This window comes from Pseudomonas sp. NPDC007930, assembly GCF_042958985.1.
Lineage (GTDB): Bacteria > Pseudomonadota > Gammaproteobacteria > Pseudomonadales > Pseudomonadaceae > Aquipseudomonas.
In genome coordinates this window covers 3,217-30,029 of the sequence record NZ_JBIBKC010000023.1, presented here as the reverse complement: position 1 = coordinate 30,029, position 26,813 = coordinate 3,217, and the positions used below count along the sequence as shown (strand labels likewise).

19 protein-coding genes are annotated in these 26,813 nt (G+C 67.0%); 11 read left to right on the top strand and 8 right to left on the bottom strand.

All coding sequences use genetic code 11. The features are described 5' to 3' along the window. Window positions 1-32 precede the first annotated feature (32 nt). Window positions 33-1,586: a transporter associated domain-containing protein gene (locus tag ACFZCE_RS25200; RefSeq protein WP_390943271.1), complete on the bottom strand. Its 1,554-nt coding sequence runs from the start codon at window positions 1,584-1,586 to the stop codon at window positions 33-35. 274 nt (window positions 1,587-1,860) lie between these two features. On the opposite strand from ACFZCE_RS25200, the gene ACFZCE_RS25195 reads away from it, so the two are divergent. The 10 genes from ACFZCE_RS25195 to ACFZCE_RS25150 all read left to right on the top strand — a co-directional run bounded on the left by ACFZCE_RS25195 (window position 1,861) and on the right by ACFZCE_RS25150 (window position 11,586). Beyond that, a complete protein-coding gene (locus tag ACFZCE_RS25195) occupies window positions 1,861-2,898 on the top strand; it encodes an ABC transporter substrate-binding protein (protein ID WP_390943270.1) in 1,038 nt (345 codons plus the stop codon). Then, entirely contained in the window at window positions 2,895-3,764 is an 870-nt protein-coding gene (locus ACFZCE_RS25190; RefSeq protein WP_390943269.1) for an ATP-binding cassette domain-containing protein, read from the top strand. Before ACFZCE_RS25195 ends, ACFZCE_RS25190 begins: the two co-directional genes overlap by 4 nt. Window positions 3,765-3,766: 2 nt before the next feature. After that, window positions 3,767-4,546, top strand: a complete 780-nt coding sequence (locus ACFZCE_RS25185; RefSeq protein ID WP_390943268.1) for an ABC transporter permease subunit — start codon at window positions 3,767-3,769, stop codon at window positions 4,544-4,546. Further along, window positions 4,539-5,342, top strand: a complete 804-nt coding sequence (locus tag ACFZCE_RS25180) for an ABC transporter substrate-binding protein (protein ID WP_390943267.1) — start codon at window positions 4,539-4,541, stop codon at window positions 5,340-5,342. Before ACFZCE_RS25185 ends, ACFZCE_RS25180 begins: the two co-directional genes overlap by 8 nt. Before the next feature lie 149 nt (window positions 5,343-5,491). After that, the gene (gene nadA / locus ACFZCE_RS25175) at window positions 5,492-6,550 is read left to right on the top strand and encodes a quinolinate synthase NadA (RefSeq protein WP_390943266.1); all 1,059 of its coding nucleotides are present in this window, start codon (window positions 5,492-5,494) and stop codon (window positions 6,548-6,550) included. A gap of 108 nt (window positions 6,551-6,658) precedes the next feature. Continuing rightward, window positions 6,659-7,270, top strand: a complete 612-nt coding sequence (locus ACFZCE_RS25170; protein WP_390943265.1) for a DUF1120 domain-containing protein — start codon at window positions 6,659-6,661, stop codon at window positions 7,268-7,270. Between the two features lie 25 nt (window positions 7,271-7,295). Next, window positions 7,296-7,931, top strand: coding sequence for a fimbrial protein (locus ACFZCE_RS25165; protein ID WP_390943264.1), 636 nt, complete (start codon window positions 7,296-7,298; stop codon window positions 7,929-7,931). A 60-nt stretch (window positions 7,932-7,991) separates the two neighbouring features. After that, complete coding sequence (locus ACFZCE_RS25160; RefSeq protein ID WP_390943263.1) at window positions 7,992-8,693, top strand: fimbria/pilus chaperone family protein; 702 nt, start codon at window positions 7,992-7,994, stop codon at window positions 8,691-8,693. Then, window positions 8,690-11,092 (top strand): fimbria/pilus outer membrane usher protein, encoded by a 2,403-nt coding sequence (locus ACFZCE_RS25155; protein WP_390943262.1) that lies wholly within the window; start codon window positions 8,690-8,692, stop codon window positions 11,090-11,092. Before ACFZCE_RS25160 ends, ACFZCE_RS25155 begins: the two co-directional genes overlap by 4 nt. Beyond that, window positions 11,089-11,586: a hypothetical protein gene (locus tag ACFZCE_RS25150; RefSeq protein ID WP_390943261.1), complete on the top strand. Its 498-nt coding sequence runs from the start codon at window positions 11,089-11,091 to the stop codon at window positions 11,584-11,586. The genes ACFZCE_RS25155 and ACFZCE_RS25150 overlap by 4 nt, the downstream gene beginning before the upstream one ends. On the opposite strand, the gene ACFZCE_RS25145 is transcribed toward ACFZCE_RS25150, so the two are convergent. The 7 genes from ACFZCE_RS25145 to ACFZCE_RS25115 all read right to left on the bottom strand — a co-directional run bounded on the left by ACFZCE_RS25145 (window position 11,570) and on the right by ACFZCE_RS25115 (window position 25,459). After that, the gene (locus ACFZCE_RS25145) at window positions 11,570-12,745 is read right to left on the bottom strand and encodes an OpgC domain-containing protein (RefSeq protein ID WP_390943260.1); all 1,176 of its coding nucleotides are present in this window, start codon (window positions 12,743-12,745) and stop codon (window positions 11,570-11,572) included. The genes ACFZCE_RS25150 and ACFZCE_RS25145 overlap by 17 nt on opposite strands. Before the next feature lie 399 nt (window positions 12,746-13,144). Beyond that, a complete protein-coding gene (locus tag ACFZCE_RS25140; RefSeq protein WP_390943259.1) occupies window positions 13,145-14,770 on the bottom strand; it encodes a glutamate synthase-related protein in 1,626 nt (541 codons plus the stop codon). 398 nt (window positions 14,771-15,168) lie between these two features. Further along, window positions 15,169-19,443: a DEAD/DEAH box helicase gene (locus ACFZCE_RS25135; RefSeq protein ID WP_390943258.1), complete on the bottom strand. Its 4,275-nt coding sequence runs from the start codon at window positions 19,441-19,443 to the stop codon at window positions 15,169-15,171. Window positions 19,444-20,087: 644 nt separating this feature from the next. Then, the gene (locus ACFZCE_RS25130) at window positions 20,088-21,449 is read right to left on the bottom strand and encodes an HlyD family type I secretion periplasmic adaptor subunit (RefSeq protein WP_390943257.1); all 1,362 of its coding nucleotides are present in this window, start codon (window positions 21,447-21,449) and stop codon (window positions 20,088-20,090) included. A gap of 13 nt (window positions 21,450-21,462) precedes the next feature. Further along, on the bottom strand, window positions 21,463-23,625 hold the full coding sequence (locus ACFZCE_RS25125) for a type I secretion system permease/ATPase (protein ID WP_390943256.1): 2,163 nt from the start codon (window positions 23,623-23,625) through the stop codon (window positions 21,463-21,465). Between the two features lie 82 nt (window positions 23,626-23,707). Continuing rightward, complete coding sequence (locus tag ACFZCE_RS25120; RefSeq protein ID WP_390943255.1) at window positions 23,708-25,063, bottom strand: TolC family outer membrane protein; 1,356 nt, start codon at window positions 25,061-25,063, stop codon at window positions 23,708-23,710. Window positions 25,064-25,306: 243 nt separating this feature from the next. After that, window positions 25,307-25,459, bottom strand: a complete 153-nt coding sequence (locus ACFZCE_RS25115; protein WP_390943254.1) for a hypothetical protein — start codon at window positions 25,457-25,459, stop codon at window positions 25,307-25,309. Window positions 25,460-25,584: 125 nt separating this feature from the next. Between ACFZCE_RS25115 and ACFZCE_RS25110 the strand changes: the two genes are divergently transcribed. Further along, on the top strand, window positions 25,585-26,813 hold a 1,229-nt coding region (locus ACFZCE_RS25110), incomplete at its 3' end, for a retention module-containing protein (RefSeq protein WP_390943253.1).

The following is a 26,813-nucleotide window of genomic DNA, read 5'->3' as shown; positions in this document are numbered from 1 at the left end:
CGCGCCGCGATAGCCCGCCCGGCGGGCGCCGGTCAGGGCGCCAGTGGTTCGAGCAGCAGTTGCTTGACCCGGCGATCTTCCACCGCGGTCACCGTCAATTGCCACTGCGCGCAGGTGACCCGGTCGCCCACCGTGGGCAGGCGATCAAGCAGGTTCATCACCAGCCCACCCACCGTGTGGCAGGTGTCATCGGCGGGTGCCTGAAAACCGACGCGCTCGCTTAAGTACGCAAGGTTCAGGCCACCATTGACCCGCCAGCCTTCGCCCTCGGCAATCACGTCCGGGCCGTGCAATTCGCTGGCGTCGGGCAGCTCGCCGGCGATCGACTCGAGCACGTCGGTGAGGGTCAGCAGGCCGGTGAAATCACCGAACTCATTGACCACAAAGGCCACGTGGGTAGATTGCCCGCGCATCTGCTCCAGCGCGTTGAGGATGTTGAAGCTCTCAAGCAGGTGCAGCGGGGTGCGCGCCAGGGCCTCGTAGTTCGGGGTTTCACCGGCCAGCAGGTCGCGCAGCACCTCTTGCTTTTGCAGGTAGCCCAATGGCGCATCCAGGCGCCCGTCACGCACCAGCAGCAGGCGCGAATGGGGGCTGTGCATCAGTTGCTCGCGCTGGGCCGCCGCTGGCGCCGCCAGGTCGAGCCAGGCCACCTCGGCGCGCGGGGTCATCACGCTGCGGATCGGCCGCTCGGCCAGTTGCAGCACGCCGTGGATCATCACCCGCTCGCGGCGGCCAAACACCGGCGCCTGAGGCGCTTCACCGACCAGGTCGGCGACCTCATCACCCACATGGTCGGCGTCCATCGCCTTGCCGCCAAGCAGGCGCAGCACGGCGTGGGCGGTGCGCTGGCGCATCGGCTGGTTGCCCTGCAGGCTTTTGCGCCGGCCACGGCGGGCCAGTTGGTTGAAGCCCTCGATCAACAGCGAAAAACCAATCGCCGCGTACAGGTAGCCTTTGGGAATATGAAACCCCAGGCCCTCGGCGGCCAGGCTGAAGCCGATCATCAACAAAAAGCCCAGGCACAGCATGATCACCGTGGGGTGAGCGTTGACGAAGCGGGTCAGCGGCTTGCTGGCAACGATCATCAGGCCGATCGAGACGACCACCGCGATCATCATCACCGCCAGGTGCTCGACCATGCCCACCGCAGTGATCACCGCATCCAGCGAGAACACCGCGTCGAGTACCACGATCTGCGCCACGATCGGCCAGAACGCCGCGTAGCTGCCATTGGCCTTGCGCTCGGCGGCATGGCCCTCGAGGCGTTCGTGCAGCTCGACGGTGGCCTTGAACAACAGGAACACCCCGCCCAGCAGCATGATCAGGTCACGGCCAGAGAAGGCCTGGCCGAACACTTCGAACAGCGGTTGGGTGAGGGTGACCATCCACGAGATGCTGGCCAGCAGGCCCAGGCGCATCAGCAACGCCAGCGACAGGCCGATCACCCGCGCGCGGTCGCGCTGGTGGGGGGGCAGTTTGTCGGCGAGGATGGCGATGAACACCAGGTTGTCGATGCCCAGTACCAGCTCGAGCACGATCAGCGTGAGCAAGCCCAGCCAGGCGGTAGGGTCGGCGATCCATTCCATGGTGCGTTACCTCCACACGGGCAGGTGAAGGTGGCAGGGCGGGGTGGGGGTGCTACTGGGAGGTTCCTGGGTGTTCATGGGGGCCTTGTAGGAGAATTCCGAACGCCGATGCTAACCAGCCCATGGAAAATTGCACCCAGGTAATTATTTCCAAAGATGACGGCATATCAGCGCGTTTCGATATAACCATAAGCATTAAAATTATTTTTATTTAGAACCAGGCGTGTGCAGCATCTCGGGCTTTCCAGCCCTATTCGCACAGGACACACCCGCCATGGTCGCTCCCGCTTCCCGTAGAGCCTTCGTCAAACACCTCGCCGTGCTCGGCGCCGTCGGCGCGACCGGCGGCTGGCTGGCCGGGTGCGATAAAAAAGAGCCGGCCAAGGCCGCCAGCGCTCCGGCAGTGATCAAGAACGCCGGCGACAAGCCAGTGGCGTTCAAGTACCCCGACAACCCGGCCTTCGACCTGGTGTACCTGGCCGACTCGCTCGGTTACTTCGCCGGCACCCAGGCCAGGCCCAACTACATCGGCAAGATCGCCGCGCCGCAGATCATCCCGCTGGTGGGCACCGGCGAGATCGACTTCGGCACGCGCATGGTGCCGCTGGTGATCAGCGCCATCGCCAGCGGCCTGGACCTCAAGGTGGTGGCCGCCGGCGGCAAGACCCTGCAAGAGGCGCCGCACATGAAGTACTTCGTGCGCAGCGACTCGGGCATCCTCAAGCCGAAGGATTTCGAAGGCAAGACCGTGGGCTTCAACAGCTTCGGCGCCTGCGCCGAGTTCGTCAGCAAGAAGTACCTGCGCGAGCAGGGGGTGAACGTCGACAAGATCAACTGGGTGGTGGTGCCCGACAACCAGGCCGAGCAGACCCTGGCCACCGGCAACGTCGACATCGCCATCATCCACCCGCCGGCGTCTGGTGGCGCCGAGCACAACCCGGCGTTGCGCAAGCTGTGGAGCGACTACGACCTCGACGGCGGCCTGGGCGGCATGGCGCCGTACAGCGGCCATGGGCGGTTCATTCGCGAGAACCCCGAGGCCACGCGGGACTTCGTCGCGGCCATCGCCAAGGCCGGCAACTGGGTCAACGCCAACCCCGACGACGCCCGCAAGGTGATCGCCGAGCGCCTGGGCATGAAGCTCGAGCTGGTAGAGCGCTACGCCTATGTGGACAACCTGATCATCACCGAGCCGCCGATCCAGTACTACATCGACATCCTGCAGAACGAGGGCAAGCTGCAGCCGGGCAAGGTGCAGGTGAAACAGGTGTACACCAACCAGTTCAACCCGTTCGCCCAGGCCAACGCATGACCGCGGCCTACAAGGTGCAGGCCGAGGGCCTGCAGATGGCCTACACCGCGCGCAACGAGGCCGGCGCATGGGAGCCGGTGCAGGTGCTGCAGGGCTTTGACCTGGCGGTGCGCGATGGCGAGTTTTTGTCGGTGCTGGGGCCGTCGGGCTGCGGCAAGTCGACCTTCATGAACATCCTCGCCGGGCTGGCCCATAAAACCGGCGGCCAGTTGCGGGTCGATGGCCAACCGGCCAGTGGCATCAACCCGGACCAGGGCGTGGTGTTCCAAGGCTATGCGCTGTTTCCCTGGCGCACCGTGCTCGACAACATCGCCGTGGGCCTGGAGATTCGCGGCGTGCCGAAAAAACAGCGGCTGGAGCGGGCGCGCGAGTACCTGGCGCTGGTGGGCCTGGAGGGCTTCGGCGCGCGCTACCCCCATGAGCTGTCGGGCGGCATGCGCCAGCGCGTGGCGATCGCCCGCTCGCTGGCGTATGAGCCCAGCGTGCTGCTGATGGACGAACCCTTCGCCGCCCTCGACGCGCAAACACGGGAAACCCTGCAGGGCGAACTGCTGCGGATCTGGGACGCGCACAAGAAGACCATCGTGTTCATCACCCACAGCCTCGACGAGGCGATCTTCTTGTCTGACCGGGTGGCGGTGATGACGGCGCGGCCGGGCAAGGTCAAGGCGATCCTCGACATCGACCTGCCGCGCCCGCGTGCCGCCGAGTTGCGCAACACCGAGGCCTTCGTGCACCTGCGCCAGCAGGCCTGGGAAGTGCTGCGCGATGAGGTACAGGGCGCGCCCCGCGCCGCCCAGGCAGCACCGCCGCCCACCACCTGGCAAAGCATCGCGCTGGCCGGCGGCCCGCGCATAGGAGTATGACCATGGCCACCTGGCTCACCCCGCGCCGGCTGCTCGACAGCAGCCTGGGCATTGTATTGTTCCTCGCCGTGTGGGAGGCCCTGCCGCGGCTGGGCATCGTCAACCCCGGGTACCTCAGCCCACCCTCGGCAGTGCTGCAGAGCATCCTCGAACTGGCTGACAGCGGCGCGCTGTGGAAGCACCTGCAGGCCAGCCTGCTGCGTTCGCTGGCGGGGCTCGGTATCGCGATCGCCGCCGGGGTCGGCCTGGGCCTGGCGATGGGCTGGTTCGCCCGGGTCGAGAGCATCCTCGACCCGATCCTGCAGTTGTTCCGGCAAACCTCGGCGCTGGCGCTGTTCCCGGTGTTCATTCTGTTCCTGGGGATTGGCGAGGGCTCGAAGATCGCGATCATTTTCTGGGCGTCGTTCTGGCCGATCCTGCTCAGTACCGTGAGTGGGGTGAAGCAGGTCGACACCCTGCTGGTGCAGTCGGCGTTGTCGATGGGCGCGAACAAGCGCTTTCTGTTCTTGAAAGTGGTGCTGCCCGCGGCGTCGCCGTCGATTTTCACTGGCATCCGCCTGGCCGGGGCCTATTGCATCACCGCGCTGGTGGCGGCGGAGATGATCGGCGCGCATTCCGGCCTGGGCTTTTTGACGCTCAATTCCCAGGAGGTGTTTCAGATCCCCAGCATGTATGCCGGCATCCTCTTGCTGGCGGTGGTCGGGCTGGCGATGAACGCGCTGCTGGCGCTGCTGGAACGGCGCTTCACGCGCTGGCGGCGGGGGCTCAAGCACGGTGCCTGAACTCACCTTGCAACGCCCGGGGCGGCAATGGGGCGGGGCCCTGTTGCTGGCCGGCGGCCTGTTGCTGTTGGCCGGCTACACCCTGTACCCGGCGCAGCACCCGCCGCCGCCGGGGCCGCTGCTGGCCGCGGCGCGCGAGGCCGGGGTGCTCAAGGTGGCGCTGCGCAGCTACCCGCGGCCCACCCTCAGCCGTGAGGCGCTGGTGCCCGAGCCGGACCTGCTGGACGCCCAACTGGCGCAGTACCTGGGCAGCCGCCTGGGGGTGGCGGTGCGCTTCACCGCGCCGGCCGATGCCCAGTTGTTGATCAACCCCGCGCAGCCACCGCGGCAACCGCCGGCCAGCCTGCGCGCCGCGCCGGAGGGCGCGCTGCTGGCGCTGCGCCGCGAGGCCGGGGCGTCGCTGGCCGGGCAAAGCGTGTGCGTGGCCCAGGGCAGCCCCTGGCAGGCCGAGGTGGAAAAACACGGCGCGCGGGCACAGCCGTACCCCTCCACACTGCGCGCCTCGGTGGCGTTTCTCGGTGGCGAATGCCGCTACCTGGCCGACAGCCGGGTGGCCCTGGACGGGCTGCTCAAGCTGCCGGAGTGGCGCTTCTACCGGCGCCTGCCGCTGGCGTTGAACGCGCCGGTAGACGCTCGCGTGTACCTCGCCGCGGCGGACCCGGCCAGCCAAGCCTGGCTGCAGGGCGCCTTGGCCCGCTGGCATGCCGACGGGGGCCAGGCCAGCGCCTGGGCCAGCCATGCCGATGAGCTGCTCAGCGACAGCCTGAAGATTGCCGACGGACTCAGTTGCCACTGATGGCGCTCCCGCCAGCGCCTGGCAAAAACGCCCTGCAGGTGTATCAAAAAGCTAAAAAACCCCTTGGGGAATGTGCCATTTGGCGGTAGCCTGCGCGCGCTCGCCGCCGCGGGTGTACAGTCGCAGCCATTACAACAGGGCGCCCTCCCATGACGCAGATCTCCGAACGCCTGCTGGTCCAGGCCCACCTTGACGCTCGCCAGCCCAAGGCCCTGAGCCCCGATGAAGAGGCCTGGTACCGCGACGCCATCGCCGCCGAGCTGAAGGCGCGCGATGCCGTGCTGGTGGCCCACTACTATTGCGACCCGGTGATCCAGGCCCTGGCCGAGCACACCGGTGGCTGCGTCGCCGACTCGCTGGAAATGGCCCGCTTCGGCAGCCAGCACCCGGCCAGCACGGTACTGGTGGCGGGCGTGCGCTTCATGGGCGAAACGGCGAAGATCCTCACCCCGGAAAAACGCATCCTCATGCCCACCCTGGAGGCCACCTGCTCGCTCGACCTGGGCTGCCCGGTCGAAGACTTCAGCGCCTTCTGCGACCAGCACCCGGAACGTACCGTGGTGGTGTACGCCAACACCTCGGCGGCGGTCAAAGCCCGGGCTGACTGGGTGGTCACGTCCAGTTGTGCGCTGGAGATCGTCGAAAGCCTGATGGACAACGGCGAGAAGCTGATCTGGGCACCGGACAAACACCTTGGCCGCTTTGTGCAAACCCGCACCGGCGCCGACATGCTGCTGTGGGACGGCGCCTGCATCGTTCACGAAGAGTTCAAGTCGCGCCAGCTCGAAGACATGAAAGCGCTGTACCCGGATGCCGCCATCCTGGTGCACCCGGAGTCGCCGGAGTCGGTGATCGCCCTGGCCGACGCGGTAGGTTCCACCAGCCAGTTGATCGCTGCCGCCCAGCGCCTGCCCAACAGCACGTTCATCGTGGCCACCGACCGCGGCATTTTCTACAAGATGCAGCAGCTGTGCCCCGGCAAAACCTTCATCGAAGCCCCCACCGCCGGCAACGGCGCGGCCTGCCGCAGCTGCGCGCATTGCCCGTGGATGGCCATGAACACCCTGCAGCGCACCCTGGAATGCCTGCGCGAAGGCAGCAACGAGATCTTCGTCGACCCGGCATTGATCCCCGCCGCTGTGCGGCCGCTGCAGCGCATGCTCGACTTCACCCAGGCGGCGCGGCTCAAGGCCAGCGGTAACGCCTGAGCCCTCTGGGGCAATTCAGAGCCGTCTTACAGACCACACGCCAGCCCTTGCCTACCATTGCGGCGCCTGCCTACAGGCTGAACCCCATGGTGTGAGCAAGGAGTGAGCATGCGATTCAAATACCTGGCTGCCCTCGGCCTGCTGGCCAGCCCGGCGCTGGCCGCCCCGGCCGCGCCCTCGGCCGAGCTGTCCATCACGGGTGCCATCACCCCTGGCGTGTGCAACGTCACCCTCAGCAACGACGGTGCCCTGGACTTCGGCGCCTATGGTTATCACGACCTCAAGGAAGACGATTGGACCGAGCTGCCCAGCAAGGGCGTCAGGCTCGACGTCACCTGTGGCCGCAGCACCACGGTCAGCCTCGATGTGCGTGACAACACCCCGGACCCTGCCCTGAGTGACACCGACAAGTTTTCCCTGGGTTTTCAGGGTGAGCAGGCGATTGGCTGGTACAGCGTTCGCGCCGCCAACATCGACTACGACGGGCGCACTGGCCAGTGGATACGCCAAACCGCGCCGGGCCAATGGGCCTTGACCAACGTCTTTCACAAAAACACCGAGCATGCCTGGGCGACCCTGCCGAACCAGCAGCCGGTGTCGCTCAGCGCGGCAAAGGTCACCCTTAACGTGACCCCCAATATCGTCCCGCGCAAGCACCTCGATACCGCCCAGGCACTGGCGCTGCAAGGCAGCCTGAGCATCGCCCTGCGTTATCTCTGATTTTCCCCCGCAATGGAGTTGTGACATGAATAAGCTATCGCTGATGGCTGCCGCGAGCGTGTGCGCGCTGTCGATGGCCGCTGCCCAGGCAGCTGAGGAAGTCACCCTGGCCGTGACCGGCAGTGTGATCCCCGGTGCCTGTTCGATCACCCTGGATACCGCTGAAGTGGATTTCGGGCAGATCCGCGCTGAAGACCTCAACGATGAGCAAAGCACCGAGCTCGATCAGTACGAGATCAGCTACACCGCCAGTTGCCCCAGCGCCCGCGCGGTGGGCATGAGCTGGGTCGACAACCTGGGCAACCCCTATGACCCGGCGCCGGAAAATTTTGGCCTCGGGGAGCACAATGGCAAGAAGCTCGGCCTGTTCAATCTGGTGCACCACAGTAAGTCGGATGATTCTGACGGCACCCAGGCCGACCTGGTGAGCAGCGACGACGGCGGCACCACGTGGGCAAAGGTGCAGAACTGGATCGCCAAGGCCGATGGCAGCAACATGATGGCTTATGCGCCAGCCGACGGCAGCGCCACCCCGGGCGCGTATACGCGGCACACCGGGCGCTTCTACCTGGCAGCCTTCATCGCGCCAAAAAAAGACCTCGACCTAGCTGAAAACCTGCAGGTTCAAGGTAATGCGACGCTGTCGCTGACCTACCTTTAATTCCCCCCGCACCGCGCGGCCACCCTGGCCGCGCGGTAGCCACCTGTGTAGCCCTTTCCCATGCCCAGCCGCCTGTTCGCCCTGATGGCCTTGGCCACCGCCTGCCTGTTCACCCCCCTGCCCAGTGCCCATGCCGCCGGTATGCAACCGGAAACCACCGTGGTGCTGGTGAAGGTTGCCGAGGGTGAGGGCAGCATTGCCGTGCGCAACACCGACACCCACCCGGCGCTGCTGCACGCCGCCCTGCAAAACCTGCCCGAAGACCCCGCCGAGCTGCTGTTGGTGACCCCACCGCTGGCGCGGGTTGAGCCGGGCAAGTTGCAGACCGTGCGCTTCATCGTGCAGCCGGGCGAGCCGATCACCACTCAGCGGATGATGCGCGCCACCTTCGAGGGCATCGCCCCGCAGCGCCCGGGGGATCAGGCGCGGGTGGCGGTAACGGTGCAGCACAACCTGCCCGTGATCATTCACCCGGAAGGGCTGGCGCCCAAACGCGACCCCTGGGCGCTGCTGCAATGGCGCATCGTTGGCGGGCAGTTGAGCGCACACAACCCCAGCCCCTACGTGGTGCGCTTGGTCAGCGAGCTAACCCTGCTGCCGGGCGGGCAGGGCGTAAGCCTGCCGACCACCTACCTCTTGCCGGGCCAGGCGCGCTCGGTGGCCTTGCCGGCTGGCGGTACGGTGAGCGCGGTGCGGTTTTACCCGGCCAGCCTCTACGGCTATGCGGTGGCGCCGTTCGAGGCGCCTGTGCAACAGCCATGATCGGCCGCCGCCTGCTGCTGGGCGCTGGGCTGTGCCTACTGCCCGGCCCCCTGCTGGCCGCGGCGCTAGAGTTCGACGAGGCGCAACTGCGCCGGCGCGGCCTGGACCCGGCCATGGCCCGGTATTTTAGCGAGGCACCGCGGTTCACTGCCGGCGAGCGGCGAGTGGCGCTTTACCTGAACGGGCGGCCGCTGGGGCGGGTGCTGGCGCGGTTCGGCGCACAGGGCGAACTGTGCTTTGACGCCGCGCTGCTGCGCGCGGCCCGGCTGAAGGCCCCGGCGGGGGCGGGCGAGGGCGGCTGCCAGGATTTTCTCGCCAGTTACCCCAACACCGTGGTCGAGCTGCAACCCAGTGATGAAACCGTGCGCTTGGTGGTCAGCCAGCAAGCCCTGGCCACGGCGCCCGGTACCGAGGGCGGGTTCATTCAAGGCGGCAGCGCCGGGCTGCTCAATTACGACCTGTACGGCGCCCGCCAGCAGGCGCCCTGGGGCGATAGCCAGCAGGTGTTTGGCAACACCGAGCTAGGTGTTAACGCCGGCAACTGGATGGTTCGCAGTCGGCAAACCTTCGCCCATGCCAATGGCCGAATGCGCAGCCAGTGGTTGAGCACCTATGCGCAAACATCCCTGGCCGAGCGCCAGGCTATCCTTCAACTGGGCCAGATCAACGCACACAACCGCGTGCTCGCCGGGGTGCCGTTGACGGGGGTGCAGTGGCTGCCGGAAACCGCGCTCAGCCGAGGGGCGCGGCGCCTGGCGCCGATCGAGGGCATCGCCCAGGGCCCCGCGCGGGTAGAGGTGCACCAAGGGCAGGCGCTGGTGTACAGCACGCTGGTGCCCGAGGGGCCGTTCCGCCTGGACGCAGTGCGCCCGCTCAACCGCCAGCAAGACCTGCAAGTGGCGGTGCATGAGGGCAGTGGCGAGGTGCGCCGGTTCATCGTGCCGATCGCTAGCTTCAGCGCGGCGGCGCCAGCCCCCGCCGGGTTGGCGCTGGCGCTGGGGCAAGCCCGTGGCTATGGCGGTTATCGCACGGCCACGCCGTGGGTGGGCAGCATCAGCCAAGGTTTTGCCCTCAGCCACCAACGCAGCCTGGCGCTGGCCGCGATCGCCAGCGCCGATGGCTACTCAGGGCTGGGCCTGGCCCTCGACCAACAATGGGCAACCCACACCGGCGGCGCGTTCAGCGTGGCCACGGCCCAGTGGGGCGGCGTGGCCGGCCTGAGCGCAACCGCGGCCCTGCGCCACCGCTTTGGGGAGCGGCTGAGCCTGAGCAGCAGCTTCACCCAGCGCAGCCCCGGCTTTACGGACCTGGCGCAAACCTTGGCCCAAGGCCGCTATCTCGGCAGCGCCCAGCGCACTCAAAGCGTGGCGCTCGGCGGCTCCCACCCTGGGTTGGGCGGCTACTCATTGGGTTATGTGCAAGCCTTCGGCGGCGCCGCCAGCCGCGCGGTCAACCTAGGCTGGAACCGCAACGTCGGGGCGCTGAGCCTGAGCGCTCGGTTGCAGCGGGACATCAGCCCAGCGCCGCGCGAGCACGCCGGCCGGCGCTACCGCGAGCGCGGGGGTACCGAGTTTTACCTGAGCGCGACGGTGCCATTGGGCGGCGGCACCCGCCTTGGCGCTTTTGCCCGCGACAGCGGCCAGGGCTTGCAACTGGGCAGTTCGTTGAGCGGGCGTGGCAGCGACCGCCTCGGCTACCAAGTGCAGGCGGCCCAGGGCCAGCGCCAGCCTGGCACGGACCTGGGCGCCCAGTTGAACTGGCAAGGCAGCGCCGCGCGGGTGGGCGCCGGCATCAACGACAATGGCGCTGGGGTACGCAGCTACACCGGGCAGCTCAGCGGCGCGGCGGCCTGGCATGCCGAGGGCGTGACCCTTGGCCCGGCGGCGCTGGGCGATACCTTTGCCATCGCCACGGTCGGCGATGTGCCCGGCGCGCGCCTCGACACCCCGGCCGGCAGCGTATGGACCGACCGCCAGGGCCGGGCGCTGATCGCTCACCTGCCGGCCTACCGCGACAGTGAAGTGCGCCTGGCCACCCCCAGTTTGCCGCGCAATGTGGACGTGAACTCCGCCGCCCAGAGCGTACGGGCCGGCCGCGGCGCGGTGGCCTATGTGGACTTCGCGGTGCAGCGCGCGCGGCGGCTGCTGTTGACCGTGCGCAAGCCTGATGGCACCGCCCCGGCCAAGGGCAGCGCGGTGCTCGGCGCCGATGGCCAGTGGGTCACCGCCGTCGGCGCGGCGGGCAAGGTGTATCTGCTCGACGCCAACGCCCACCGCGTTTTGCGGGTACAGCTTGAAGGCCAACGCCACTGCCGTTTGCACTTCAACCTCCCGGCATTGGCCGGCGAGCAGCATTACCAGACCGCCGAGGCCCAGTGCCTCGAAGAGGAACCTGCATGAGCAGCATTCGAATCGCCACGCTGGCCGCCTGCTCGGCGCTGAGCCTGGCCGCGCACGGCGCCTGCGAGGTGCACCTGAGCCAGCGCGCACTCGACTACGGCGCGCTTCACCCGCCCGCGCACCAGCAAGCCTGGCAGGGCCCCGCGCAAACCGTGCAGGTGACGGTGCGCTGCACGCAGCCGCAGCCGGTCGGGTTCGTCTTGGCGGGCGATGGCTTGGGCGATGAATGGGCATTTGGCGGCGGTAGCGTTCGCTTGGCCTTGGGCGAAGCCTGGCTCGACGGCCAACCGGTGGCCCTGTTGCGCCGTGCCGGCAAGGGCCAGGCAGAACACCAGGCCGGTACCGGGTTACGCCTGGGCGACACGTGGCTGGCTGCTTCGCCGGGCCAGGTGTTGCAGGTGCAGTTGTTTATCGAAGCGCGCCTGCCGGCGGAGGCCTGGCAGGCGCGTGACCGTTACCAGGCCCGTGGCGAGCTGCTTATCCGCGCGCTTTGACCGCAGCGGCCAAGGGGGCTGGCGGCACCTTGGGCAGCGCTGGCGCCGGCACCTTGCCCAGGCGCCGGTAGAAGTCGAGCCAGGCCGCCAGCCCGACCATGACCCCCACCGCCAGCAGGGCGGTGCCGTACTGCGCCAAGGGGTGGTCGCCGCACAGGGCGTTGGCGATGTCGGCCAGCGGCGCCAGCAGCACGCCCAGGCAGAACACCTCCAGCGAATGCCGGCCCAGGCTGCACAGGGGTTGCCACAGGCGCTGCTCGATCCACGCCGCGCCCCGCGGCAGCAGGCAGGCGGTGCAATAGGCCAGGGCGAGGAAGTGCGCCAGGCGGATCGGCGTGAGGTTGGTTTTACCGGGGCCGAACTTCAGCAGGGCCATTTCATCGGCGCTCAACACCTGCAGGCCCATGCCCGGCCAGCGCCAGTTCAGCGCCAGCACCAGCCAGAAGAACAGATAGGCCATGCACAGCACGAACAGCGGCTGGCGCAGCAACGGCTTGGCCGGGGCGTTGCCGGGCTGCTCGCTGCGCAGGGCCATAAGGCCGCCGACCACGAACAGCAACTGCCAGGCCAGCGGGTTGAAGTACCAGGTGCCGCCGCCTTCGTTGGAGAGGTTCCAGCCGAGGAAGGTCGCTGGCAGGTACAACGCAACCGACGCCGCCAGCGCCAGCATGGGCGCGCGCAGCATCAACGGCAGCATCGCCGGCAGGCCGAACAGTAGCGCCACGTACAGCGGCAGCGGGTCCATCAGGTTGGGCTTGAAGCGCAGCAGCAGTTCGTCGACCAGGGCTTTTTCCGGGTTCGAAACGAAGTAGCCCAAGCCCATCTCCTGCACCAGGTCACGGGTTTCGACGTGATCGTTGGCGAAGAACAGGATGCCCATCAGCAGCACCATCAGGAAGATGTGCACCACGTAGAGCGTCCAGCAGCGCCTGAGAATGCGAACCGCCGCCACGGTAAAGCCGTCGCGCCGGGCCAGCTTGCCGTAGGCGAGCACCGCCGAATAGCCGGCCAGGAACACGAACACCTCGGCGGCGTCGGACAAGCCGAAATTACGCAGGGTGATCTCGCCCAGCGGGTTTTGCGGGATGTGGTCCCACAGAATGAAGATCAGGGCCAGGCCCCGAAAGAAGTCGATCCGCAGGTCTCGTCCGTTAGTCATGGTCCGTACGCCCGTGCAGTTGAGCAGCCGCTCGATGTTCAAGGTAGAGCGGCGCGGCCCGGGGTGGGTTCCGCGCCGCTGGTCTAGCCCCGTAGGGCTAGCGAAGCGGCGGGCGCAAGGGTGGGCCGGAACGGCGAGAAAGGCAATACTTCCGTGTTACAGGATGTTTTCAGATGTGTGACAGCAGGGCCTCTCCGCCCCGCACAGCCGGCTGTGCCGCAATGCTGTTCACTTAAGCAATCAGAGCGCTAAATTGAGGGTGAAGACCCCAGGTTCCTCCTGGTGGCTTTACCGAGCGCATGGCCTGACTGGCCCATCGCCCGGCACAGCCGGCCTCCCACGGGATCTATTATTCCCCTTAAATCAAGTACGTACATAAATATGGTGAAAGGCCGGCCGCTACGCCGCCGCCTCATCCACCGTCACCCCCTCGAAGCTCTCCGCCCGCGCCAGTTTCCACATCCGCGGGTAGAACTCACCGCTCACCTCACCGCGCAGCAACTCGCCGGGCTTGAGGAACACGTGCATCTGCGAGAACAGCTTCACTTCGGTGGCCGACATGCGCCGCACCAGGTGCCGGGCGCTCAGTTGCGAGGGGTGGGTCAGGCCGGCGGCGGCGAGCATTTCGGCCAGGGCCTTGAGCGTGCTGCGGTGGAAGTTGTACACCCGCTGGGCTTTGTCTGGCACCACCAGGGCGCGCTGGCGCAGGCCGTCCTGGGTGGCGACGCCGGTGGGGCATTTGTTGGTGTGGCAGCTTTGCGACTGGATGCAGCCGATGGCGAACATGAAGCCACGCGCGGCGTTCACCCAGTCGGCGCCAATGGCCATGGCGCTGGCGATGTCGAAGGCACTGATGGCCTTGCCGCTGGCGCCGAGCTTGATCTTGTCCCGCAGGTTGATGCCCACCAGGGTGTTGTGCACGAACAGCAAGCCTTCGCGCATCGGCACGCCGAGGTGGTCGGTGAACTCCACCGGCGCCGCGCCCGTACCGCCCTCGGCGCCGTCGACCACGATGAAGTCGGGGAGGATGCCAGTTTCGAGCATGGCCTTGGCGATGCCCATGAACTCCCACGGGTGGCCCAGGCACAGCTTGAAGCCCACCGGCTTGCCGCCGGAAAGCTCGCGCAACTGGGCAATGAAGTGCATCAATTCCAGCGGGGTATTGAAGGCGCTGTGGCGCGACGGCGACACGCAATCCACCCCTAGCGGCACACCGCGGGTGCTGGCGATTTCTTCGGTGACCTTGTGCTTGGGCAGGATGCCGCCATGGCCCGGTTTGGCGCCCTGGCTCATCTTGATCTCGATCATCTTCACCTGTGGGTCTTGCGCCTGGCGGGCGAACTTCTCGGCGTCGAAGCGGCCGTCGTCGGTGCGGCAGCCAAAGTAGCCGCTGCCCAGTTCCCAGGTGAGGTCACCGCCGTGCTCGCGGTGGTAGGGGCTGATGCTGCCCTCGCCGGTGTCATGGTAGAAGTTGCCGAGCTTGGCGCCCTTGTTCAGCGCGCGGATGGCGTTGGCGCTGAGCGAGCCAAAACTCATGGCCGAAATGTTGAACACCGAGGCCGAATACGGCTGGCTGCACAGCGGGCCACCGACGGTCACGCGGAAGCTCTCCGGGTCGCTGAGGGCGGCCGGGCGCATCGAATGGCTGATGAACTCGTAGCCGGTCTGGTACACGTTCATCAGGGTGCCGAAGGGTTTGTCGGAGGCCTCGTTCTTGGCCCGGGAGTACACCAGCGCGCGCTGGGCGCGGGAGAACGGCGTGGCGTCTTCGTCGGATTCAAGCAGGTACTGGCGGATCTCCGGGCGGATGCCTTCGATCAGGTAGCGGATGTTGCCCAGGATCGGGTAGTTGCGCCGCACCGCGTGGCGGGTTTGCAGCAGGTCGAACACCCCCAGCAGGCTGAGCAGGGTGGTGATGGCGGTGAACGGCCATAGCCAGGGGTGGTAGTCGAAGGGCAGGGTGATCAGGCTGAACAGCACACAACCGGCGAAGAACGCATAACGGCTCAGCAGGGAAAGGCTCATGGATATTCCTTATCAGGCTCGGCACGGGGCTGCTGAAAACATAACTCACTTTGTTGCAGGCTGTTACAACGACACCTGCATTTTTAGCCATTGGCCTTGGGTTGGCACCTGCGGGAAGATCGAAAACGGCTTGCATGGCGACTTCGGTGTCTTATTTCGTGCAGCTCGCGCACCCCTCTACCGGGTTCGCCAGCGCGGATCGCCCGCACTATTGGCGGCGACCTGTTCGTGTCGGTTGTTCTGATCGGCCGGGCCAAGGGCTAGTTAGATCATGCACTCAGTCAAAACACCTGAAAAAACATGGCTTTTTCACCCTCGATTTGGCGCTCTGATTGCTTAAATGAACGGCGTCACGGCACAGCCGGCCCTCCGGGTTGTTTAGTGCCCAAAAATGGGCTTCAGCCATCGCGCAACACGCGCTCGCGCAACTCCGTTGTTTCCTCCTCCCAGAACACCAACTTGCCGGCCACCCGCGCCGCCACCGGCACGCCGTCGCGAAACACCACGCGGTTGCCGGGCACGGCGGGCACCTTCTGCCCGGGCAGCAGGCTGCCGACCAGGTTCAATGGGTCGACCGCGCTGACGCTGACCAGTGCGCCGGTGGCGCTGTGCTGGCGGGTTTCGCGCAGCAGGCCGACCGCCTCGGGCAGGGCGAATTGCTCACCGGCCAGCCCCGCGACGAAGCGCCCGCCGCGCACCTCGCCGCGGGCTTCGAGGCGGTGTAGCGTGCGCAGCAGTTCCCGCCAGGGTGGCAGCCAGTCGCCTTCGCGTTCCAGCAGGCGCCAGAACACCACACCGTAGCGGCGCAGTAGGGTGTGGGCCACGGCCTCGAGCTGGTCGGCGCGCGGGCTCGGCTCGCTCGGCGGGCGCAGCAGGGCCCAGCGCCCGGCGTCGTCCATGCCACCGATAAACGCCCCGCGCCCGCGGCGCGGGCTACGCGCCTGGCGGCGGCTGGCCGGGGTCACCAACGCGCGCAGCCCGGCGAAGCTGTCGGCGCTGACCAGCCCAGCGGCGACCAGCTCCTGCAGGGCGTTTTCCAGCTCGCTCGGCAGCAGCCGGGCCTGGCTTTGCAGTTCGTCGAAAAACAGCGCGCCGTGCTGGCGCAGGGCCTCGGCCACCCGCTCGGCACGGGCCGACACCTGCGGCGGCTCACTGGCGGCGCTGAGTTCCCGCCACAGGCCCAGGCGCGCCCGCGGCAGCAGCAGGATTGGCGTGCTGCGCAGGGTATTGGCCGGCGCCTTGCCGGCCGGGTTGGGCCGCAGCCAAACGCTGCGCCCGTTGCGGCAGGCTTCATCCAGCCAGAGCAGGTTGTAGCCGGCCAGGCGGGGTGCCAGCAGTTCGCTTTCCCAACTGGCGGCGGGCGCGCTGAAGCCTTCGAGCAGGTTGAGCACTTCCGGCAGCGCGGCCTGGCCTTGCAGCGTTGGCGCCAGGTGCTGCCAGGCAAAGCTGAAGCGCATGAACTGCTGCAGTGACACCGGCTCGATCTCGCGGCGCAGGCGCTTGACCGTATAACGGTGGATGCGCGCCAGCAGGTGGCGCTCGCACCACTGGGTTTCGCGCACGTTGGGCAAGAACTGCCCGCGCATCACGTAGCCTTCGCCCTCCAGCCGCGCCAGTGCCTGTTCGGTGCTGGCTACGTTCAACTGCAGCGGCACGCAGATGTCGGCCAGGCGCAGCGGGCCGAAGCCCGACAGGCGCGCGCGCAGCAGCTCGAGCGCGGCGTCTTCGCCGTTGATCGGCTGGTCGAAGCCGGGCAGGGCCGCGAGTGCCGGCGCCATCAGCGCCTGCGGGTACAGCGCGCGCAGCAGCGGCAGGCGTTCGCGGGCGAACCACAGGCCGCAGCCCGGTGCCACCTGCAGGCGGCTGGCGCGGCCGGCCTTGGCCAGCGCCGCCAGCCAGCCGGGCCAGCCCTCGGCCTGCTCGGCTTCGGTGTGGCTGATGGCGCCGAGCATCATCAGCGCTTCGTGCATTTCATCGCTGCTGGCCGGTTGTGGCCAGGCTTGTTCGGCCACCGCAGCGATGGCGCCAGCGTCCAGCGCGCCGAGGTCGCTGGCGGATTCCGGGTCGCTCCAGCGCCGCGCCAGCACTGCCTGGGTACGCCGTTCTTCCAGCGGCGCGTCGTCCAGGAAGGCATAGGGCCGGGCATTGAGAATCGCCGCCGCCAGCGGCGACGGCGCGGGCAGGTCGCGGCAGAGCAGGCGCACCTGGCCCTGTTCCATGCGCTTGAGCAGGGCCAGCCAGGCCTCGGTGTCCATCGCCTCGTGCAGGCAGTCATCGAGGGTTTGCGCCACCAGCGGGTGCTCGGGAATCTCCCGTTCGCCGGCGAGGTTTTCCAGGCAGGCGATCTGGTCGGGGAACACCTGGGCGATCAGGTCTTCGCTTTTCATGCGTTGCAGTTGCGGCGCCACCTTGCGCCCGCCGGCATAGCGCGGCAGGGCCAGCGCGGTGGCGGCGTTCCAGCGCCAGCGCACGCCGAACAACGGCGCGTCGAGCACGGCCTGCACCAGGATCTGCTCAGCGCTGGCCGAGTGCAGGTAGCGCCAGACCTCCTCCAGGGCAAAGCTGTGGCTGGTCGACAGCGACAGCACGATGGCGTCTTCGCTGGCCGCGGCCTGTAGCTCAAAGTTGAACGCGCGGCAAAAGCGCTTGCGCAGCGCCAGGCCCCAGGCGCGGTTGACCCGGCTGCCATAGGGGCTGTGGATGATCAACTGGGTGGCGCCGGATTCATCGAAAAACCGCTCCATGATCAACGTATCGTGGGAGGGCAGGGCACCCAGGGCCTGATGGGTACGGCCAAGGTAGTCGGCGAGCTGCTCGGCACTGGCGGCGCCCAGGCCCAGCTGTTGTTGCAGCCAGGCGCTGGCGTGCCCGGGCCGGCCGGGATGGGCGCTGAACTGCGCATCCAGGCTGGCCTGCAGGCGCGCCACCGAGGCGCTCAGTTCATCGCTGCGGCCCGGCGCTTCGCCAAGCCAGAAGGGGATGTTCGGTGCCATGCCCTGGGCGTCTTCGACCCGCACCCGGCCGCTTTCAACGCGCACGATGCGGTAGGCGATGTTACCGAGCTGGAATATGTCGCCGGCGATGCTCTCGACCGCGAAGTCTTCGTTGACCGTGCCGATGTTCAGGCCCTGGGGCTCGAGCACCACGGTGTAGTCGGCGTTGTCGGGGATCGCGCCGCCGCTGGTCACCGCGGTCAGTTGCGCGCCGCGGCGGCCGCGCAGGGTACCGCTGACCGCGTCGCGGTGCAGGTAGGCGCTGCGGATGCCCTGGCGGCTGGCGTAGCCTTCGGCGAGGGTGCGTAGCAGTGCCTGATAGGCCTCGAAGCTGAGCGCGCGGTAGGGCATTGCCTGGCACAGCACGGTGAACAACTCATGCTCATGCCACTCTTGGTTGCTGACCTCGGCGATCAACTGCTGGGCGAGCACGTCGAGCGGCGCGCGAGGGATGTGCACTTGGTCCAGCTCACCGCGGCGTACGCTGTCGAGCAGCGCCGCGCACTCGATCAAATCATCGCGGGAGGTGGCGAACAGCCGGCCCTTGGGCGTGCCGCCCACCTGGTGGCCCGAACGGCCGACCCGTTGCAAAAAGGCAGCGATCGAGCGCGGCGAGGCGATCTGGCAAACCAGGTCGACCTCGCCGATGTCGATGCCCAGCTCGAGCGAGGCGGTGGCCACCAGCACTTGCAACTCGCCGGCCTTCAGGCGCTGCTCGGCGCTCAGCCGTTGCTCTTTGGCCAGGCTGCCGTGGTGCGCGGCCACGGCCTCGCGGCCGAGCCGGTCGGAGAGGTGCCGCGCCAACCGCTCGGCCAGGCGCCGGGTGTTGACGAACACCAGGGTGGTGCGGTGTTCGCGGGCCAGTTGCGCCAGGCGCTCGTAGACCGTGTCCCATACATCGTTGGCCATCACCGCGCCGAGGGGCACCGGGGGGACCTCGATGGCCAAATCCCGTGGCCGGCTGTGGCCCACGTCGACGATGCGGCAGGGCCGCCCGGCCCCGGCTAAAAACTGCGCCACCCGCTCGATCGGCGCCTGGGTCGCGGACAACCCGATGCGCCGCAGCGGCCGCCCGCACAGCGCCTGCAGGCGCTCCAGGCTCAGGGCCAGATGGCTGCCGCGCTTGCTGCCGGCCACCGCGTGGATTTCATCGACGATCACCGTGCCCAGCGTGGCGAGCATGCGCCGCCCGCTGGCCGAGCCGAGCAGCACGTAGAGTGATTCCGGGGTGGTGACCAGAATGTGCGGCGCCAGCTTGCGCAGGCTGGCGCGCTCTTTTTGCGGGGTGTCGCCGGTGCGGACCGCGGTGCGCACCACTGGCACCGGCAAGCCGCGGGCGGCCAGTTGCTCGCTGATGCCGGCCAGCGGCCGCTGCAGGTTGAGCTGGATGTCGTTGGACAACGCCTTGAGTGGCGACACATACAGCACCTGGGTTTCGTCCGGCAGTTGGCCGTGGTGGTCCAGGCCCTGGCGGAACAGCTCGTCGAGCACCGCGAAGAAGGCGGTCAGGGTTTTCCCCGAGCCGGTGGGCGCGGCGACCAAGGTCGACTCGCCCGCCTGGATCAACGGCCAGGCCCGGGCCTGGGCCTCGGTGACCTGGGCAAAGTGCTGCTCGAACCAGGCGCGCACGGCGGGGTGAAAGGCGGCCAGGGCTGAGTGTTGGGGGGCGGGTAGGCTCATGGCCTGTTTATGGGGGAGCCAGGAGGGGGATGCAAGGCCGGTGGTCGGGTGGTGCTGTTGCGGGCCTCTCGCCCGGCTGTGCCGTAATGCTGTTCACTTAAGCAGTCAGAGCGCTTAATTGAAGGTGAAAAGCCCTGATTTGTTCAGGTGGTTTTACTGAGCGCATGCCCTGACTGGCCCTTCGCCCGGCACAGCCGACCTCCCACCAGTTTTGTGTAAGCCATTGATTTTGGGCTCAACATAGACCCCGTGGGAGGCCGGCTGTGCCGGGCGATGGGCCCTAAAGCTCATGCACGAATTCAGCAGAGCTCACAGATTGATCCCCTCCATGAAGCCCTGAAATCGCTTAAGTGAACAGCATTACGACACAGCCGGCCTCCCACCAGATGTGTGTGGTCCTTGATTTCCGGAACAATACACATCTGGTGGGAGGCCGGCTGTGCCGGGCGAGAGGCCTGTGCTGGCTGCAACCTGGCTAACCGGGCAGCCGGCGCCGCTCCTTAGCCGGCCAGGTTGGCCCAGGCCAATCGGGGCATCGTCGCAGCCGCCGGCACCCAAACGTTCAATGAGCGTATCGACCTTGCGGGTGAGGTGTACCTCAGGCGTTCATCCTGCCGGCCATCCCCTCCTGGCCGCCGACCGGATCAACGCTCGCGCAGCGCCTCGGTGCGGGCCTTGAGCACCGGCTTGAGCAGGTAGTCGAGCACGCTTTTTTCGCCGGTGATGATGTCGACCGTGGCGGTCATCCCGGGGATGATCAACAGCGGCTTGGCATCGCCGCCGAGGTGGTTTTTGTCGGTGCGTACCTGGATCAGGTAAAAGGCGTTGCCTTTTTCGTCGGTCACGGTGTCGGCGCTGATCAGCTCGAGTTTGCCCTTCAGGCCGCCATAGATGGTGTAGTCATAGGCGCTGAACTTGACCATCGCCGCCTGCCCGGGGTGCAGAAAGGCCACATCCTGCGGGCGCACCCGCGCTTCGATCAGCAGGTTGTCTTCCACCGGCACGATCTCGACCATGTCGCTGCCTGGCTGCACCACGCCCCCCACGGTGTTCACCTTGAGGGTTTTGATGATGCCCTTCATCGGGCTGACCACCGTGGTGCGGCTGACCCGGTCGTCGATGGCCACGGTGGTGGCGGTGAGCTTGTTGAGGTCGGTGCGCTTCTGGTTGAGGTCTTTGGCGGCGTCGGAGCGGAAGGTCATCTGCGACTCTTGCAGCTTGCTCTTGATCTCGTTCACCGCTGCTTCGGCGCGGGGGATGGCCAGGGTGGTGGCGTCGAGCTGCCCGCGCACTTCTACCGTGCTGCGGCGCAGGCGCAGCATCTCGACCGGCGACACCGCGCCACGCTGTACCAGCGGCTCGCTCATGTTCACTTCCTGCTGCAGCAGGCCAAGGCTGGCGCGGTACTGCTCGGCTTTGGAGCGAAACTCGGCGAGCTCCTGGGTTTTTTGCCGCAGTTGCTCGTTGAGGGTGTTCTGTTCGCTGGCCTGGCGGCCTTGGCGGGCGCGGTAGAGGGTCATTTCGTCGGCAGCGGTTTGCGGCGCCTGCTTGGCGACTTCGGCCGGCATGCTCAGCGGCGTGCCATTGGCCTCGGCCTCCAGCCGCGCCACCTGGGCCATCAGCCCGTAGCGGTCGGCGGTGTTCTCGCCCAGGTTCGATTGAAAGCGGGTGTCGTCCAGGCGCAGCAGGGTCTGGCCTTTGTCGACCAGTTGCCCTTCGCGCACGAAGATTTCGCTGACGATACCGCCCTCGAGGTTCTGGATCACCTGCACCTTGCTCGAGGGGATGGCCTTGCCTTCGCCCATGGTCACCTCCTGCAACACGGCGAACTTGGCCCACACCAGGGCGCACAGCAGCAGCGCGGCGGCCAGCCAGACGATCAACCGTGAGCGCCGTGGCGAGTCGGGCAGGGTGGCGCTGGCCAGCTCGGGCAGGTAGTCGCTTTCGGCGCTTTTAGCGAAGCTCGAGAAGTAACCGTGCAGGGCCTTGGGGGTGTGGTTGTTCATCCGCGGCACTCCTTCACAGGCCCGGGGCCTGGCCGACGCGGCCCTTGCGCAGGGCCTCGATCACGTTTTCCTTGGGCCCGTCGGCAACGATCTGGCCGTTGTCGAGCACGATCAGCCGGTCGACCAGGCTCAGCAGCGCCATGCGGTGGGTCACCAGCAGCAGGGTTTTGCCTGGCAGCCAGCCGTGCAGGCGCTGGCGCAGGGCGTCTTCGCTGCTGTTGTCCATGTGGCTGGTGGGCTCGTCGAGCACCAGCAGCGGCGGTTCGAGCAGCATCGCTCGGGCCAGCAGCACCGCCTGGCGCTGGCCGCCGGAGAGCAACTGGCCGCGCTCGCCCACCGGCCGGTCGAAGCCTTGCGGGTGCTGCCGGGCCAATTCGCTCACGCCGGCCAGTTCCGCCACTTCGAGCATGCGCGCGTCGCTGACGTAACGCGCGCCGAGGGTGAGGTTGTCGCGCAGGCTGCCGCTGAGCAGCGGCAGGTCGTGGGCGACGTAGCCGATCTGCTGGCGCAGGTCGGCCACATCCAGTTGGCGCAGGTCCAGCCCATCGGCCAGCAGGCGGCCGTGCTCGGGTTCGTAAAAGCCCATGATCAACCGCGCCAGGGTGCTTTTGCCCGAACCGCTGCGGCCGATCACCCCCACCCGCTCACCGGGGCGCACGCTGAAGCTCACCGTTTGCAGGGCCGGGGTGTCTTGCCCGGCATAGCGGAAGGTCAGGGTTTCCGCTGCCAGCGCGCCCTTCAGTTGCGGGCGCTCGAGACTGCGTTTTTGCGGGTCGCGCTCTTGCGGCAGGGCCATCAGGCCGTCGGTGCTGCGCATGGTGATCTGCGCTTGCTGGTAGCGGGTGATCAGCCCGGCGATCTGCCCCAGCGGCGCCAGCACCCGGCTGCCGAGCATGTAGCTGGCCACCAGCGCGCCGACGCTCATGTTGCCGGCGATGATGCTGTACACCCCGGCGACGATGGTGGCCATGCCACAGAACTGCTGGATGAACAGCGTGCCGTTGGTGGCCATCGCCGCCAGGTGGCGGCCGTGGGCTTCGAGCTTGGCCAGGGCGCCGTGGGTGCTTTCCCAGCGGTACTGGCGCTCGCTTTCGGCGCCGCAGGCTTTGAGGGTTTCCAGGCTGCCGAGGGTTTCGATCAGCAGCGCCTGGCGCTCGGCGCCCAGGGCCAGGCTGCGTTGCACGGTGTCGTGCAGGCGCGCCTGAATGATAAACGCGAACAGCACGGTGAGCGGGAAGGCCACCAGCGGGATCACCACCAGCCAGCCGCCGAGCAGGCCGATCACCAGCAGCATCAGCGCGGCGAAGGGCAGGTCGATCAGGCTGGTGAGGGTCACCGCGGTGAGGAATTCGCGCAGGCCCTGGAAGTCGTGGATGCTCTGGGCGAAGCCGCCAATGGTGGCCGGGCGCGCCTTTAGCGCCATGCCGGTGATGCGTTCGAACAGCGTGGCGGAGAGGATCAGGTCGGTTTTTTTGCCGGCCTGGTCGAGCAAGTGGGCGCGGGTGACCCGCAGCACCAGTTCGAAGGCGGTGCCTACCAGCAGCCCGACGGCCAGTACCCACAGGGTAGAGGTGGCCTGGTTGGGCACTACCCGGTCGTAGGTTTGCATCACGAACAGCGGCACCATCAGGCCCAGAGCGTTGATCAGCAAGCTGGCCAGCAGGGCGTCGGCATACAGCCAGCGAGACAGCTTGAGGGTGTCGCGAAACCACGCCTTGACCCGCGGCATCAGCGGGCTGCGGGCGTCTTCCAGGGCATGCCGGGGGCGCACGAACAGCGCCTCGCCGGTGTAGGCGGCGGCGAGTTCTTCCTGGCTCAGCCACTGCTCGCCGCCGTCGGCCTCGCAGGGCAGGATCAGCGCCTGGCCGCCTTTTTCGAGGCGGCGCAGCACCGCGCAACCGCCGCCTTCGAGCAGCAGCAGCAGCGGCAGGTTAAGCGGCGAGATGTTTTCCAGCGGCCGGCGCAGCAGGCGCCCTTGCAGGTTGGCGCGGGCGGCGGCGCGCACCAGCATGGCCTTGCCCAGGCGTTGGTGTTCCAGGGGCAGGCCGGCGGTCAGGCTGGCGCGGCTGGCGACCAGCCCATGCAGCTTGCAGAGGATCAGCAAGCCGTCGAGCAGCGGGTCATCGAAGTTCAGGCGCGGGTCTTGGCCCGGCGCTGCGGCCTGTAGGTTACTCATCAACTGCTGGTCCTTGCCGCGGGGCGTTCAAAGGGGGCATCAGGGCCCTTCGCTGAGCGGCGGGCCCTGAAGCCAAGAGCCGTCAGCGCATCGCCGGCAGGCGCGCTTCGCTCTTCACTTCACTGGCCGCGATGGCCTCGGGCGGCAACACGGTCTGGGTTTTCGGCAACAGCAGGCCCATGTTGGCGAGTACGCGGTACATCGAGTATTCCTCGGTGTAGCGCACTTCCACATAGCGGCGGTTGGCGTTGTACAGCTCGTTTTCGCTGTCGAGCACGTCGAGCAGGGTGCGCTGGCCCAGGCCGAACTGGTCTTGGTAGGCGGCGCGCACGCGGGTGGTGGTTTCGGCGTATTCGCGGGCGGTTGGCGTTTGAATGCGGGCGTTTTCCATCGCGTGCCAGCTCAGCGCCATGTTCTCGTTGAGCGTGCGCAGGGCGTTGTTGCGGATGTCCATCGCCTGGTTGATGCGGTGCGCGTTGCCCTGCAGGCGGGCCTTGTCGCTGCCGCCGCGGAACAGGTTGTAGCTCACCGCCACGCCGGCGCGCCAGTCGTTGGCGTGGCCTTCCTCGCCGGAAATATTGTTGTTGGCGCCCACCGCCATCTCGGCGTCTACCCGTGGGTAGAACGGCGACTTGGACTCTTCGTACTGCTGTTCGGCGGCTTTTACATCCGACTGCGCCGACTTCAGGTACGGGTTGTTGTCCTGCATGGTCTGCCGGGCCTGCTCGAGGTTTTGCGGCAGCAGGGTGCGGATCGAGGTGGGTTCTTCGAGCTCGTCGGGCATGCGGCCCACGGCGCTGTAGAAGTTCGACTCGGCGTCGGCCAGGTCGACCATCGCGGTCTGGTAGTTGTTTTCCGCCAGGGCGCGGCGCGCGCGCGACTGGTCGGCGTCGGCGCTGCTGCCCACGCCACGCTCGGTGCGCAGGCCGATCTGATCGTTCACCCGCAGGTGCGCCTGCAGGTTGTTTTTGGCCAGGTTGACTTCTTCGCGGCGCTGCAGCACCTGCAGGTACACCTCGATCGCGCGCAGCGCGAGATCTTGCGCCACCCCTTGCGCGTAGTAGGCACGCGAGTTGACCACCGCTTCGGTGCGGCCCACTTCGTTGGCGGTATTGAAGCCGTCAAAGAGCATCTGCCGCAGGCGCAGTTCCGACTGGGTGTAGGTCAGGCTTTCTTTGTGGTGGTTGCCTTGCGCGCGAGTGGTGGGCGTATCGGAACGCTCGCGGCCATAACCGCCGACCAGGTCGACACTGGGGTAATAACCGCCCTTTGCGACTTTCACGTCTTCGTCGGCGGCCAGGCGGTTATTGATGTTCGACTGCAACTCCGGATGGTTATCCACCGCGGCCTGGATCGCTTGTTGAAGGCTCATCGCGTGCAGCTGCGTGGCGCTCATTGCCAACAAGATGGCGCTGCAAAGGGGTGTCAAAACGCGCATCGATTACTTCTCCCTGTATGATGTTGTGCTGCTTCGCCAATAAGTTGACGTATTTTTATTTTCATCCTGCCGGCGATCCTAACATCAGTTGGAATAAGAAAATTCTGTCAACGTAAGACGATTTCTTCATAAGCCTTATGCCAAAAAAAACTTATGTATCCGCGATCGGTTCGCCGCATTGTGATCGCCGACACAGCACCAAAGCGTTAGTTCTAGCAGCGATTTGGCGACTTTTCGAAAAGTTCAAAGTTTTTTCGCGCGTAGTGGGGGCAGTGGTAAGCGCTGGAAGAGAGTCAGGTATCCCGGTGACAAAATAATGTCGGCCAAGCCCGGCAACTGCTTGGGGCCTGAAGCAATGGATGCTTCGTTGAAACGAATGTAGTTGAATTTATTCATGTTTCGTTCCGCAGTATGAAGTGCCCAGCAAAGTGGCTAAGTGCCACCTTGCGGTAACTTTCGAGTGTTTACCCGGCAGTTCCCCGTGCGCCGCCTGATGCCGTTACGGCAATGGAGGAATGGGCATGGCAAGGTTGATCGGGGTGGTGAGCAAGGTCATTGGCCAGGTATACGCGGTGGGTGCCGATGGCGGCCGCCGGTTGCTGGTAGACGGCGATCGCGTGTACGCGGGCGAGAGCCTCGATACCGGTGCCAGTGGCGCGGTGGCGGTTTCCCTGCAGGGCGGGGGCGACCTGACCCTGGGCCGCGGCAGCAGCCTGGAGCTTACCCCGCAGTTGCTGGCCGGCCAGGCCCCCGAACTGCACATCGCCGACGCCGCGCCCGGCACCACGCCGCTGACCGACGTTGAGCAGCTGCAACAGGCCATCGCCGCCGGTGACGACCCCACCCTGAACGCCGAACCCACCGCCGCTGGCCCCACCGCGCCCTCCGCGCCGGGCAATGCCAATGGCACCGGTGGCTTGGGTGGCGGCCATTCGTTCGTGCTGCTGACCGAGGTCGGCGGCACCGTAGACCCCGTGGTCGGCTTCGGCACCGAAGGCTTGAACAACCCCCAGGAATTCCCCAACCCCGACATCGGCACCCTGCTCTCGGTGCAGGCCGCGCTGCCGCCCGGCACCCCGACCAACCCCGGCACGCCGAACAACCCGGTGCAGATCAACGGCCTCGACACCGACGGTGGCGAGCAGCGTGTGTTTGAAGCCAACCTGCCCGACGGCTCGGCCCCCGATGCCGCCGCGCTGACCCGCACCGGCAGCTTCTCGGTGACGGCCGCCGACGGCCTGGCCACCCTGACCATCGACGGCGTGAGCGTGATCGCCAACGGCGCCCTGGCCGGCGACCGGGTGACCATCACCGGGCAGTTGGGCAACACCCTGGTGATTACCGGCTACGACCCTACCACCCAGACCCTCACCTATGAATACACCCTGAACGACCGCGAGCAGCACCCGGCTGGCAGCCCGCCGGGCGATGACTTGTCTGAAGACTTCTACGTGGTGGCCACCGACACCGACGGCGACAGCGACGACGCCTGGCTCAACGTACGCATCCAGGACGACTCGCCCACTGCCCGCGACGACAGCGCCACGGTCAGTGACCACAGCACCACCGCCAGTGGCACGGTGCTCAGCAACGACACCCTGGGTGCCGATTACCAGGCCAACCCCGTCACCGCGGAAACCATCAAGACCGACTACGGCACCCTGGTGCTCAATGCCAACGGCACCTACACCTATACCCTCGACACCAGCAGCGATGCCTACAAGCTGATCAAGGTCGGCGACACGGTGGT

Coding starts and splice junctions, on each gene's coding strand:
- ACFZCE_RS25130 (WP_390943257.1), bottom strand. CDS start 21,449: ATGAACAACCACACCCCCAAGGCCCTGCACGGTTACTTCTCGAGCTTC.
- ACFZCE_RS25140 (WP_390943259.1), bottom strand. CDS start 14,770: ATGAGCCTTTCCCTGCTGAGCCGTTATGCGTTCTTCGCCGGTTGTGTG.
- ACFZCE_RS25145 (WP_390943260.1), bottom strand. CDS start 12,745: ATGACTAACGGACGAGACCTGCGGATCGACTTCTTTCGGGGCCTGGCC.
- ACFZCE_RS25185 (WP_390943268.1), top strand. CDS start 3,767: ATGGCCACCTGGCTCACCCCGCGCCGGCTGCTCGACAGCAGCCTGGGC.
- ACFZCE_RS25165 (WP_390943264.1), top strand. CDS start 7,296: ATGAATAAGCTATCGCTGATGGCTGCCGCGAGCGTGTGCGCGCTGTCG.
- ACFZCE_RS25170 (WP_390943265.1), top strand. CDS start 6,659: ATGCGATTCAAATACCTGGCTGCCCTCGGCCTGCTGGCCAGCCCGGCG.
- ACFZCE_RS25195 (WP_390943270.1), top strand. CDS start 1,861: ATGGTCGCTCCCGCTTCCCGTAGAGCCTTCGTCAAACACCTCGCCGTG.
- ACFZCE_RS25190 (WP_390943269.1), top strand. CDS start 2,895: ATGACCGCGGCCTACAAGGTGCAGGCCGAGGGCCTGCAGATGGCCTAC.
- ACFZCE_RS25160 (WP_390943263.1), top strand. CDS start 7,992: ATGCCCAGCCGCCTGTTCGCCCTGATGGCCTTGGCCACCGCCTGCCTG.
- ACFZCE_RS25150 (WP_390943261.1), top strand. CDS start 11,089: ATGAGCAGCATTCGAATCGCCACGCTGGCCGCCTGCTCGGCGCTGAGC.
- ACFZCE_RS25155 (WP_390943262.1), top strand. CDS start 8,690: ATGATCGGCCGCCGCCTGCTGCTGGGCGCTGGGCTGTGCCTACTGCCC.
- ACFZCE_RS25125 (WP_390943256.1), bottom strand. CDS start 23,625: ATGAGTAACCTACAGGCCGCAGCGCCGGGCCAAGACCCGCGCCTGAAC.
- ACFZCE_RS25120 (WP_390943255.1), bottom strand. CDS start 25,063: ATGCGCGTTTTGACACCCCTTTGCAGCGCCATCTTGTTGGCAATGAGC.
- nadA (WP_390943266.1), top strand. CDS start 5,492: ATGACGCAGATCTCCGAACGCCTGCTGGTCCAGGCCCACCTTGACGCT.
- ACFZCE_RS25135 (WP_390943258.1), bottom strand. CDS start 19,443: ATGAGCCTACCCGCCCCCCAACACTCAGCCCTGGCCGCCTTTCACCCC.
- ACFZCE_RS25115 (WP_390943254.1), bottom strand. CDS start 25,459: ATGAATAAATTCAACTACATTCGTTTCAACGAAGCATCCATTGCTTCA.
- ACFZCE_RS25200 (WP_390943271.1), bottom strand. CDS start 1,586: ATGGAATGGATCGCCGACCCTACCGCCTGGCTGGGCTTGCTCACGCTG.